11 protein-coding genes are annotated in these 11,373 nt (G+C 58.9%); 7 read left to right on the top strand and 4 right to left on the bottom strand.

The annotated features are described in order from the left end of the window. Positions 1-23: 23 nt before the first annotated feature. The 4 genes from HHJ19_RS01870 to HHJ19_RS01855 all read right to left on the bottom strand — a co-directional run bounded on the left by HHJ19_RS01870 (position 24) and on the right by HHJ19_RS01855 (position 5,092). Complete coding sequence (locus HHJ19_RS01870) at positions 24-1,568, bottom strand: NAD(P)H-hydrate dehydratase (protein WP_296903587.1); 1,545 nt, start codon at positions 1,566-1,568, stop codon at positions 24-26. A gap of 150 nt (positions 1,569-1,718) precedes the next feature. After that, the gene (gene lysM / locus HHJ19_RS01865) at positions 1,719-2,222 is read right to left on the bottom strand and encodes a peptidoglycan-binding protein LysM (protein WP_296903585.1); all 504 of its coding nucleotides are present in this window, start codon (positions 2,220-2,222) and stop codon (positions 1,719-1,721) included. Positions 2,223-2,361: 139 nt separating this feature from the next. Further along, positions 2,362-3,621 (bottom strand): D-amino acid dehydrogenase, encoded by a 1,260-nt coding sequence (locus HHJ19_RS01860; protein ID WP_296903584.1) that lies wholly within the window; start codon positions 3,619-3,621, stop codon positions 2,362-2,364. Between the two features lie 109 nt (positions 3,622-3,730). Next, the gene (locus HHJ19_RS01855) at positions 3,731-5,092 is read right to left on the bottom strand and encodes an amidase (RefSeq protein ID WP_296903582.1); all 1,362 of its coding nucleotides are present in this window, start codon (positions 5,090-5,092) and stop codon (positions 3,731-3,733) included. 148 nt (positions 5,093-5,240) lie between these two features. Here HHJ19_RS01855 and rpsB point away from each other — a divergent pair, with 148 nt between their 5' ends. The 7 genes from rpsB (at position 5,241) to ispC (ending at position 11,372) form a co-directional block, all read left to right on the top strand. Then, a complete protein-coding gene (gene rpsB / locus HHJ19_RS01850; RefSeq protein WP_296903580.1) occupies positions 5,241-5,993 on the top strand; it encodes a 30S ribosomal protein S2 in 753 nt (250 codons plus the stop codon). Between the two features lie 144 nt (positions 5,994-6,137). After that, entirely contained in the window at positions 6,138-7,052 is a 915-nt protein-coding gene (gene tsf, locus HHJ19_RS01845) for a translation elongation factor Ts (protein ID WP_296903589.1), read from the top strand. A 68-nt stretch (positions 7,053-7,120) separates the two neighbouring features. Further along, on the top strand, positions 7,121-7,831 hold the full coding sequence (pyrH, locus tag HHJ19_RS01840; protein WP_296903578.1) for a UMP kinase: 711 nt from the start codon (positions 7,121-7,123) through the stop codon (positions 7,829-7,831). Positions 7,832-7,915: 84 nt separating this feature from the next. Next, a complete protein-coding gene (gene frr / locus HHJ19_RS01835; protein WP_296903576.1) occupies positions 7,916-8,476 on the top strand; it encodes a ribosome recycling factor in 561 nt (186 codons plus the stop codon). Between the two features lie 126 nt (positions 8,477-8,602). After that, positions 8,603-9,331: a polyprenyl diphosphate synthase gene (gene uppS, locus HHJ19_RS01830; protein ID WP_296903575.1), complete on the top strand. Its 729-nt coding sequence runs from the start codon at positions 8,603-8,605 to the stop codon at positions 9,329-9,331. Continuing rightward, the gene (locus HHJ19_RS01825; protein WP_296903573.1) at positions 9,331-10,161 is read left to right on the top strand and encodes a phosphatidate cytidylyltransferase; all 831 of its coding nucleotides are present in this window, start codon (positions 9,331-9,333) and stop codon (positions 10,159-10,161) included. The genes uppS and HHJ19_RS01825 overlap by 1 nt, the downstream gene beginning before the upstream one ends. Positions 10,162-10,184: 23 nt before the next feature. Continuing rightward, the gene (ispC, locus tag HHJ19_RS01820; protein ID WP_296903572.1) at positions 10,185-11,372 is read left to right on the top strand and encodes a 1-deoxy-D-xylulose-5-phosphate reductoisomerase; all 1,188 of its coding nucleotides are present in this window, start codon (positions 10,185-10,187) and stop codon (positions 11,370-11,372) included. Position 11,373: the final 1 nt, after the last annotated feature.

Genomic DNA, 11,373 nt, shown 5'->3' with positions numbered 1-11,373 from the left:
CAAAGCGGAATGATGGTACTGGTCTAGCAGGTCTCGCAGGTGGCCAATGCTGATGCCGTCAGGGTCTGCCCGGGGCAATCGATTGCCCAAATCTCGGCCCGGTGGCCATGGGTGAATACTGCACAGCACGCCGCCTCAAAATCATTCATTCCACGCGCCAGGCAGGCCGCTATCATGCCTGTCAGCACATCGCCCGTGCCTGCAGTTGCCAGCAAGGCATTGCCGCTTGAGTTGATCATGCTGGTCTGCCCCGGGCCGGCGATGACAGTTCCTGAACCCTTTAGCACCACCACACATTGAAAGCGCTGGGCGAGTTGCTCGGCTGTGGCGAGCCGGTCGGCTTGCACGGCTGCGGCCGTCATTCCTCCCAGGCGCGCGGCTTCCAGCGGATGGGGGGTCAGCACGGTGCTGTATCCGCGTCCATGGCGGGCTTTCAGCTGGGTTTGCAGTTGCGGGTCCGTCGCAATGGCATTGAGCGCATCCGCATCCAGGACGGCCCGCGTGGCCGAGGAAAGCACCCTGGCGATGACGGCTTTTACCGCTTCCCCGCCTCCGCAGCCGCACACGACGACCTGTTTTTTCAAATCCAGCGCTTCCGGCGCGCGGAACATGAGTTCCGGCTGCTGGGCGTCCACGCGGGGGCCATCGGTGCCCAGCAAGGCCACGAAAACCCGGCCTGCCCCGGCATGCAGCGCAGCGCGGGCAGCCAGCAGGGCTGCGCCAGTCATGTGCGTGGCGGAAGTGGCAGTGGACTGGCCGCCAATCACGGCAACATCACCAAAGCTGCCCTTGTGACTGGCTTGCGCAGCCTGCATTTTAGCTGGCTGGCCGGCGCGATCAGAGCCCAGTAGCCAGGCGTCGGGCACGCTGGCCGGGAACTCGACGCCGAGCTGGTCAAACCACACTTCACCGGCGAAGTCTTTTCCGCTGGCGGTGAACAGACCGGCTTTCAATGTCAGCAAACTTAAGGTAAAAGTGGGCCTGATCCACGTTTTATCGGCATAAGAAGCTATTGATTTAATAGCAAATTTCCGTCTTGTGAACCCGCTGTCGGCGTCCAGTCCGCTTGGCACATCAACGGAGAGCAGTGGCGCGTCGCTGGCCTGCATCAGGTCCAGCCAGCGCTGCATCTGCGCCGTGTTCGGCCGTGCCGGATCCAGCGTGGCACCCATGCCCAGCAGGGCATCGATGCATAAGTCAAACGACTCTGGCGGCTCGGCCGCCATTGGCACGCCCGCCGTCAGGGCGCGCTGCCGCGCGGCGTGGGCATCAGGCGGCAACTGGTCCTTCCCTGCGGCGAGGCCAGTCCAGGTCACGACGACTTCCTTGCCCCACTGATGCAGATGCAGCGCTGCCTCAAATCCGTCGCCGCCATTGTTGCCCGGTCCGCAGGCAATCCAGATGCGCCCGGCGTTGGGCACCAGCGCCAGCGCCAGCCGGGCTACTGCCAGCCCGGCGCGCTGCATCAGCGTGTGTGGCGGCAGGACTGCCGCAGCCCGCCGCTCTATCTGGCGCGTCGTGGCCACCCTGTAAAGCGGCTGGCTGAAATCGCTGGAGATTTTTTGCATTGGATGATTGTCAGCGTTAGCGGCGCTGTCAGCCTATTTAAGGGATGACTTTTAGAATTCCCCGCAACGGAAAGCAGTCATCCAGAATAGAACGCAAAAACCCGGCGAACCGGGTTTTATCAATGATGCCGTGTGGGCAGGTGCCACCCGTCAGATGTCAGCCGGGATCCGCAACAGCTGGCCTGGATAAATCTTGTCCGGATGCGTCAGCATGGGCTGGTTGGCCTCAAAAATCTGCGGATACTTGTTTGGCGTGCCGTAGAACTGTTTGCTGATCTTTGACAGGTTGTCGCCGCTTGCCACGGTGTACCACTGCGATTCTGGCGCGCTGTCAGCCACCGTCATCATGTCGTTGACCGCGGCAACATTGGCCACATTGCCGCAGCACAACAGCACTTTTTCCCGGGTGGCCTGGTCTGGCGCAATGCCCGCAACGGTGACCGTTGCGGTGGGTGCGTCGAAGCTGATCGCCAGCGATTCGACTTTCAGGTTCATGCTCTTGATGTAGGTTTCTATGGCATTGCCGGCCACTTTGCTCAACGCTGCCACGTTCTCAGGGGTGGGGCTGGCCTCAACCGCTTCCTGGGCTGTTTTGGCATCGCCTCGCCCGAACAGTTTTTCACCTGCTTCCTTGATAAAACTAAGCATTCCCATCGGTTTTCCAGTCAAAAAATGAATTGTCCGGTGCAAAACGCCGGGTTGACCGTACCTTAGCGTTGTGCGTTGACTATTGACACGGGCGCCGGCAACAAACAATGTAGGACAAGGACGTCTGACACGGCCCGCAACGCACTCACCTTAAACGACCCATATCGAATCCTTCCATGTCGATTTCGGGTGGCTTTCCGGCCATCAGGTCTGCCAGCGCGCGCGCGCTGCCACAACTCAGCGCCCAGCCACTGGAACCATGGCCCAGATTGAGCCAGAGACCTGGCAGGCCGCTGTTGCCGATAATCGGGGGGCCGTCCGGCAACATGGGTCGCGCGCCTTTCCATATCTGCACACTGCCGCTGGCGCTTGAAAGCTGTGCTGCGCCTGGAAACCAGTCCTGCAAAACTTTGTACAGCGTGCTGATGGAGGATTCCCGCCTGTGTTCCAGCGAGCCGCCGATTTCTGCGCTCCCGTCCACGCGAATGCGGTTGCCGAGCCTGGAAATAGCCACTTTGTAACGCTCGTCCATCAGCGCGCCGCGCGGTGCATTCAGCGGCTCACGAATCGGCGCGGTGATGGAATAGCCATGAACCGCGATCATGGGGATTTTCAGGCCCAGCGGCTTGAGGAGTTCGGCAGATGCCAGTCCGGCGCACATCACAACACGGTCAAAGGCAAATGGCAGTTCGCTGCCCGCTATGAAGAGAGTAGCTGGTTGTGCCCGATCTAACTGGACTACAGTCGTATTGAACTCAAAATTAACGCCCATGCCCTGGGCTTCGTTCTTTAGCAGCAGCGCAAACTGGCGGCAGTTGGCCGCTTCATCATCGGGTAAATACACCGCACCCAGCAACGGGGTGTCAGGGTTGAGCGCGGGCTCGATCTTGTGGGTCTCATCGGCATCTACCTGACTGAACGCAACCCCCGCTTCCCGCAGCGCCTGCAGGCCAGGCTGCATCAGCTTGATATCTTTTTCAGAGCGCAGCAGCACCATGTATCCCTGACTGCGTTCGTATTCCAGCTCCCGCTCGGCCGTCAGCAGATGCAGCCTTTGACGGCTGTAAAAAGCCAGCCGCTGCAGGCGCGAACGATTGGCCAGGTAGGTTTCGAGTTCGCAGGCGCGTAGCCATTGCCACATCCAGGCCAGATGCTGGCGCGACAGCGGCAGGCTCAGCTTGACCGGCGCATGACGCCTGAAAAGGTAGCCAAGAACCTTGCCAGGCATGCCGGGCGCGGCCCAGGGGGCGATGTAGCCAGGTGCAACGATACCGGCGTTGGCAAAGCTGGTTTCCTCCGCTGCAGCGCCCCTTCGCTCAATCACGGTGACTTCGTGGCCATCCATCGCCAGCTCATAAGCGGTGGTGATGCCGATGATGCCTGCTCCGATCACTGCGACCCTCATGGTTTACTGCCGGGCAGGGGGACCATCAACGCAAAGTGAAAAATCATGTAATTCATTATTTATGTGTAAAACACGCTGCCAGTCAATATTTGACGGACATTGATTGCTATCATTTTTGTAGTGACCGGGCAAGTGCGGTCTCAACCTGGAGCGCCAGGTCAAGTACGGCGTCGTCCTGAAGGGCAGAATGCCAGAGCATCAGGCCGACTGGAAGCTGGCCTGGCGCATGACAGGGCAGCGAAATTGCACAGCCATCCAGCATGTTAACCACCGAGGTATTTCGCAGCAAAAGTCCGTTGATGCGGAAAAATTCGATATCGTCGGTCAACACGCGGGCAATCGCCGGCGCCACAAGAGGCACAGTCGGCGACAGCACCGCGTCAAAACCATGCAGGCGCGTCTCCATGCGGGCAATCCAGTCCCTGCGCGCGGCCAACAAGTCAATGTAGTCGGCGGCACTCATGTCGGCGCCCCGCAGGATGCGCATTGCCACGCGCGGATCGTACTCTGCCTGGTGTTGGGCAATCAGCATCCGGTGCCAGGCAAAACTCTCGGCCGCCGACAGGCCGCCAGTCGCATTGATGCCGGCCAGTTCGCCTATTTCATGAAGGGGAATTTCTTCGATCTGGGCGCCCGCCCGGCGTAATACCTGCACGCTGTGCTCGAAGGCCTGGCCCACTGTGTCATCCAGGTCATCCTGCATCTGCGTGCGTGCCAGCGCCAGCCTGCAGGACGACAGCGGCTTGCCCGCGAGTTGCACGCCGCGCGCCGCCAGAACCTCGTGCACGGTAATGGCGTCTCGGACCGACCGTGTCAGCGCGCAGACCGTGTCCAAGCTGGTTGACAGCGGCACCGCGCCGGTTGTCGGCACCAAACGCGCCGTGCTTTTGAAACCGACGATGCCGCACAGCGCCGCCGGAATGCGGATGGAGCCGCCTGTGTCAGACCCCAATGCCGCTAAAACGGCGCCCGTGGCAACCGAAACGGCAGCTCCCGATGAGGAGCCGCCGGGAATGCGCTCAATCAGGGTGTCGGCCGGATTGACCGGTGTGCCGTAATGCGGGTTGATGCCCACACCCGAAAAAGCGAACTCGACCATGTTGGTGCGTCCGGTCACTACGGCGCCTGCTGCTCGCAGTCTCGCCACGGCCGGGCAGTCGGCCCGCGCCGGGTCCGCGCCCGCCAATACGGTCGAACCGGCTGTGGTTATCTGATCAGCGACGTCAAAAAGGTCCTTGACCGAGACGGGAATCCCGGCCAGTGACTGGGACGTTTGGTTGAAGGCCTCTTTCGGCCTCGCTGATAACGGTTCCAGACTCACGGCTGGCATGAAGACGTGACGGCAGGCGTCGCTCCGGGCGACGGCGGCGGCGCGTTCAAGAATTTCCTTAGGCCGGACCTGACCGCTCCGAATGGCCTGGCGGGTGGCGTCGATAGTGCTAAAGGAGGGCAGGGGGCTTGGCTGGCTCATGAAATGGGGGGTGTTATACTCTGCGGGCTTTGTGAACGACGATTTCCGTTGTTGGCAGGGTAAATCGCAAGTCAGCCACTCAAGGTGTTGTCCGGAAATCGTTCCGGGTGATAAGCGCTGATTTTAGACACAACCTTTGGAGTTATTTATGTCGACAAACATGCGTGAAATGCTGGACGCCGGCGTCCACTTCGGTCACCAGACCCGTTTCTGGAATCCCAAGATGGCCCCGTTCATTTTTGGTCACCGCAACCGTATTCACATCATCAACCTGGAAAAATCGCTGCCGATGTACCAGGATGCGATGAAGTTCGCCAAACAGCTGACGGCCAATCGCGGCACCATCCTGATGGTCGGCACCAAGCGCACGGCGCGCGAAACTGTCGCCGCTGAAGCCCAGCGTGCCGGTATTCCTTATGTCGACCAGCGCTGGCTGGGGGGCATGCTGACCAATTTCAAGACCGTCAAGACTTCCATCAAGCGCCTCAAGGAGATGAAGGCTCAACAAGAAGCCGGCCTTGACACGATCAGCAAAAAAGAACAGCTTACCTTCAAGCGTGAAATCGAAAAGCTTGAAAAAGACATCGGCGGCATTCAGGATATGACTGCCCTGCCTGATGCGATTTTCGTGATCGACGTGGGTTTTCATAAAATTGCGGTCTTGGAAGCCAAGAAGCTGGGTATTCCGCTTATCGGCGTTGTTGATACCAACCATTCCCCGATTGGCATTGACTACGTGATTCCTGGCAACGATGACTCTTCAAAGGCGGTTGCTTTGTATGCTCGCGGCATTGCCGACGCAGTGATAGAAGGCCGTGCCAGCGCCATGAACGAAGTTGTCAAGGCTGTTTCAGCCGAAGGTTCGGATGAATTTGTAGAAGTGGAAAACGCGGCAGCCTGATGATTTTTGGCGCTGCGCCAGACGCGAAAAAGGGGCTCGCGTAGCCCCTTTTTCACAAGTCAACGATATGAAGGGTCTGCGTTATGCGTTGTGCAGTAGCGCCCCCGATGTGAACACGACAAAACGGAGAATCAAAAAATGGCAATGGCAATTACCGCAAGCATGGTCGCTGAACTGCGCGCTAAAACCGACGCGCCCATGATGGAGTGTAAAAAGGCGCTTACGGAAGCTGAAGGCAATTTTGAAAAAGCTGAAGAAATCCTTCGCGTCAAGCTTGGCAGTAAAGCCGGCAAGGCCGCTTCTCGCGTGACAGCTGAAGGCGTGGTGGCTTTTCATAGCGAAGGCGGTGTGGCTGCCTTGGTTGAAATCAATTGCGAGACCGACTTTGTCACCAAGAACGACAGTTTTCTGGCTTTCACCAACGCAGTCGCCGAAGGTGTTGTCAAGAACAATCCGGCTGATGTCGCCGCTCTCGGTGCCATGCCGCTCACCATGGACGGTTTCGGGCCGACCGTGGAAGACGTGCGTAAAGGCCTGATCGGCAAGATCGGCGAGAACATGAGTGTTCGCCGCTTCAAACGTTTCGCGAGTGGTTCCGTGGCTTCTTACCTGCACGGCACGCGTATCGGCGTGGTGGTCGAATTTGACGGTGACGAAGCAGCCGCCAAAGATGTGGCCATGCATGTTGCGGCGATGAAGCCTGTGGCCCTGTCCAGCGCTGATGTGCCGGCCGAGCTGGTCGCCAGGGAGCGTTCCGTGGCTGCTGCCAAGGCCGCTGAAGATGCGGCTGTCGCTCAAGCGGCAGGCAAGCAGGTTCAGTCCGCTGAAATCGTGACCAAGCGTGTCGAGGGCGGCGTCCAGAAGTATCTGAAGGAAGTCAGCCTGCACAATCAGACTTTCGTCAAGAACGACAAGCAGACGGTTGAACAGATGCTTAAGGAAAAGGGCACAGCAGTCAAGTCCTTTACGCTCTACGTGGTTGGCGAAGGCATTGAAAAGAAAGTAGACGACTTCGCTTCTGAAGTCGCTGCCCAGGTTGCTGCCGCCAAAGGCGCTTAAGCCTTTGTGTTCAGCCGGAAGGCCGGTCCCAAAAACCTCAAAATCACCCCAACCACGAAAGCCAACCCATGCCAGCCTACAAGCGAATCTTGTTAAAACTGTCAGGTGAGGCCTTGATGGGGGACGATGCCTTTGGCATCAACCGGGCGACTATCGTGCGCATGGTCGAAGAGATTGCCGAAGTCACCCGCATGGGTGTCGAAGTGGCGGTGGTGATTGGCGGCGGCAATATCTTTCGCGGGGTTGCCGGCGGCTCGGTCGGCATGGACAGGGCCACGGCCGACTACATGGGCATGCTGGCAACCGTCATGAACGCGCTGGCTTTGGGAGACACCATGGACAAGGCGGGCCTGATTGCCCGCGTCATGTCGGCCATCGCGATTGAGCGCGTGGTGGAGCCCTATGTTCGGCCCAAAGCCTTGCAATATCTTGAAGAAGGCAAGGTAGTTATTTTTGCTGCCGGAACCGGAAATCCATTTTTTACCACCGACACGGCGGCAGCACTGCGCGGCGCCGAAATCGGTGCTGAAATTGTTCTGAAGGCGACCAAGGTCGACGGTGTCTACACGGCGGATCCCAAGAAAGATCCGTCCGCCACGCGTTACACCAGCATCACTTTTGACGAAGCGATGGGCAAAAATCTCGAAGTCATGGATGCAACTGCGTTTGCCTTGTGCCGCGACCAGAAGTTGCCGCTCAAGGTATTCAGTATTTTCAAGCATGGTGCGCTCAAGCGCGTGGTGCAGGGCGAGGACGAAGGAACCCTGGTTCACGTGTGACTCGGCGATGAGCGCTGCTCTTGCCCGCACAGCACCGATGGCAGTCATTGCACTTTTTTCAACATAGTCATCAGGAGATTCGACATGAGCATTGTTGAGGTCAAACAGCAGGCAGCGCAGAAAATGCAGCAGTCCCTGGATTCGTTCCAGCACAACCTGACGAAAATCCGGACTGGGCGTGCCAACCCGGGCTTGCTCGATACCGTGCAGGTGGACTACTACGGCTCCATGGTGCCGATCAGCCAGGTCGCCAATGTCGCCTTGCTCGATGCGCGCACCATCAGCGTTTCGCCATGGGAAAAAGGCATGGGTGCCAAGATCGAAAAAGCCATTCGCGATTCCGATCTGGGGCTCAATCCGGCGTCTCAGGGTGACCTGATTCGCGTGCCCATGCCAGCGATGACCGAGGAGCGCCGCAAGGAATTGACCAAAGTCGTACGGGCCGAAGGCGAGCATGCCAAGGTTGCCATCCGCAACCTGCGCCGAGATGCCAATGACGGGGTCAAGAAACTGGTCAAGGACAAACTTGCTTCTGAGGATGATGAACGCCGTTCCCAGGACGAGATTCAGAAGTTCACCGATCGTTTCATTGCCGATGTTGACAAGCTGGTCAGCGGCAAGGAACAAGACATCATGGCGGTCTGAAACAGTGGTCTCAGGTTGGTCATTTCCTGTACTGCGCTGCGCCAATCTGACGCTGAAGCTGCTCGGGTCGGCCCGGCACTGCATTCAGTGGGCAGCGCAGTCTCCAAGGTTCGGTTAAGCGTCGCCATGAGCCAGCTTCCGCACCACGTGGCCATCGTCATGGATGGCAATGGCCGTTGGGCCACCAAACGGTTTTTGCCTCGAATCGCAGGCCACAAGCAGGGTGTTGATTCGCTGAGCCGCTGCGTCAAGGCTTGCCTTGAACGCGGAATCGCAGTGCTGACGGTGTTTGCTTTTTCCTCTGAAAACTGGAATCGGCCTTCTGAAGAAGTCTCCGGCCTGATGGATCTGCTGGTATTTGCGCTGGCCAGGGAAGTGCCCACGCTGAACGCGCAGGGTGTGCAGCTCCACTTCGTGGGAGATCGCCAGCGGCTATCCGGGAAAGTCCAGGATGGACTGGCGCAGGCTGAACTCGGCACTTCCAACAACCAGCGCCTCATCTTCAATGTATGTTTTAACTACGGTGGTCGCTGGGATATTGCCCAGGCAGCACAAAAACTTGCCAGCCGGGGCGAGGTCATCACGGAGCAGTCGCTGGACCGGGCCATGGCGCTGGCTCATGTGCCTGACCCGGATTTGCTAATTCGTACCGGCGGCGAGTTGCGTATCAGCAATTTTTTGTTGTGGCAGGCGGCATATTCCGAACTGCATTTTTCCGACAAGCTCTGGCCCGAGTTTGATGAGGCCGCGCTGGATGAGGCGATTGCCGTGTTCCGCGCCCGTGAGCGCCGGTTCGGACAGACTTCGGCACAGCTTGGTGGTCAAAACCATCGCCATAAGGAAAAGGTTGCCTGATGCTTAAACAGCGTGTCATCACGGCCATTGTCCTGCTGGCAATTTTGCTTCCGGCACTTTTTTACAGAACGCCAACGCCTTTCACCGCGCTGGCCCTGGTGCTGATTGCCGCTGGTGCCTGGGAATGGGGAAGACTCAATGCCTTGGGGCGCATGGCCTCAATCGGGTTATCTCTGCTGTGTGTCCTGGCCTGCGCGGTGGCTTGGTATGGCGGTCTGCTGGAAATGTCACTTCCCGTTTTTTGGGCAACGGCTGGCGCGGCCTGGGTGCTTGCTGGTGGCTGGCTCTTGCGCTCTGGCGTCGTCGGCTGGCCGCGCATTCCCAAGCTCCTGCGCGTGGCCGGTGGCGTGATAGCGCTTTGGCTGGCTTGGCTGGCCATTGCGCAGGCGCGCATCGTGGGCGTCGAGTTCCTGCTGTCTGTGCTGATGCTGGTCTGGGTCGCCGACATCTTTGCCTACTTTGCCGGGCGCGCATTTGGTGGCCGCTTCAGCAAGGGCAAGCTGGCGCCGTCCATCAGCCCGGGCAAAAGCTGGGAGGGCGTTTGGGGTGGCATGGCCGGCGTCGTGATGTTGTCGCTGGCCTGGGTTTTTCTGGGGAGCGAGACGCTGTACAGCCGTTTGGCTGAGCGTCATAGCCTCGCCGTGATGTTGCTGGCCGTTGTTTTTCTGGCCGCCATGAGCGTGGTGGGTGACCTCGTCGAATCGCTGGTAAAACGAAGCGCCGGCGTGAAAGACTCCAGTGGATTGCTGCCAGGCCACGGTGGCGTGCTGGACCGCGTTGATGCCTTGCTGCCGACGTTGCCGCTGGCCATGATGCTGGTCAGCCTGTAAGTTTTAGCCCGTACTCTTGATTCATGACCATCCAGAAACAGCGCATCACCATCCTCGGTTCCACGGGGTCCGTAGGGGTCAGCACGCTGGACGTCATTGCCCGCCATCCCGAGCGTTTTGAGGTATTTGCGCTCAGCGCCGCGCTCCAGGTTGATTTGATGCTGGCCCAGTGCAGGCATTTCAAACCCCGCTATGCCGTGATGGTGAGCGAGCCCCACGCCCGCCTTCTGGCTGAGAAAATAAAGGAAAACAACCTTCCTGTCCAGGTTCTATCGGCAGAGAGCGCTCTTGAAATGATAGCGTCTCACGAGTTGGTGGACACCGTGATGGCCGCCATTGTGGGGGCTGCCGGCTTGAGGCCGTGCATGGCAGCGGCGCGCTCGGGTAAACGTCTTCTGCTGGCCAACAAGGAAGCGTTAGTGGTGGGAGGCGATGTGTTCATGCAGGCTGTGCGCGCCGGTGGTGCGCAGCTGCTGCCGATTGACAGCGAACATTCCGCTATTTTCCAGTCCTTGCCCGAGGACCCTGCGACCTGGCCTCAACGGGTTGAGAAAATCATACTGACCGCTTCGGGCGGTCCGTTTCGCACCCGCGAGCCGGGTAGCCTGCGCCAGGTCACCCCGGACGAAGCCTGCGCGCATCCGAACTGGGTGATGGGCCGCAAGATTTCGGTCGATTCGGCGACCATGATGAACAAGGCGCTGGAAGTCATTGAAGCCAAATACCTTTTTGGTTTGACACCAGCGCAAATCGAGGTGGTGATTCACCCACAAAGCATCATCCACTCGATGGTGCAATACCGCGACACTTCGGTAGTGGCGCAACTGGGGACGCCTGACATGCGTGTGCCCATTGCCTACGGCCTGGCATGGCCGGACCGGATCAGCTCCGGCGCCAAAGCGCTGGACTTCAAATCCATGACCAGCATGACCTTCGAGCTGCCTGATGACCTCCGGTTTCCGGGTTTGCCGCTCGCTTGGGAGGTGCTGAATGCGCCCGTCGGAAGCACGGCGGTGCTCAATGCCGCAAACGAGGTGGCCGTCGCCGCTTTTCTTGACAAGCGAATCAGGTTTGACCATATTCATCATGTAAACCATGCAACTTTGAGCGCTGTTGCTGTTTCTGAAGTGAACGACTTTGAAAGTCTGCTTGCCATCGATGCCCAAGCGCGCATCGTTGCCTCCCGAATCGCGAAAAATCTGGAACTTTGAC

The organism is Polaromonas sp. (genome assembly GCF_012927415.1).
GTDB lineage: Bacteria > Pseudomonadota > Gammaproteobacteria > Burkholderiales > Burkholderiaceae_C > Polaromonas.
The sequence above is the reverse complement of the archived record's forward strand: the minus strand, read 5'-3'. Positions and strand labels throughout refer to the sequence as shown.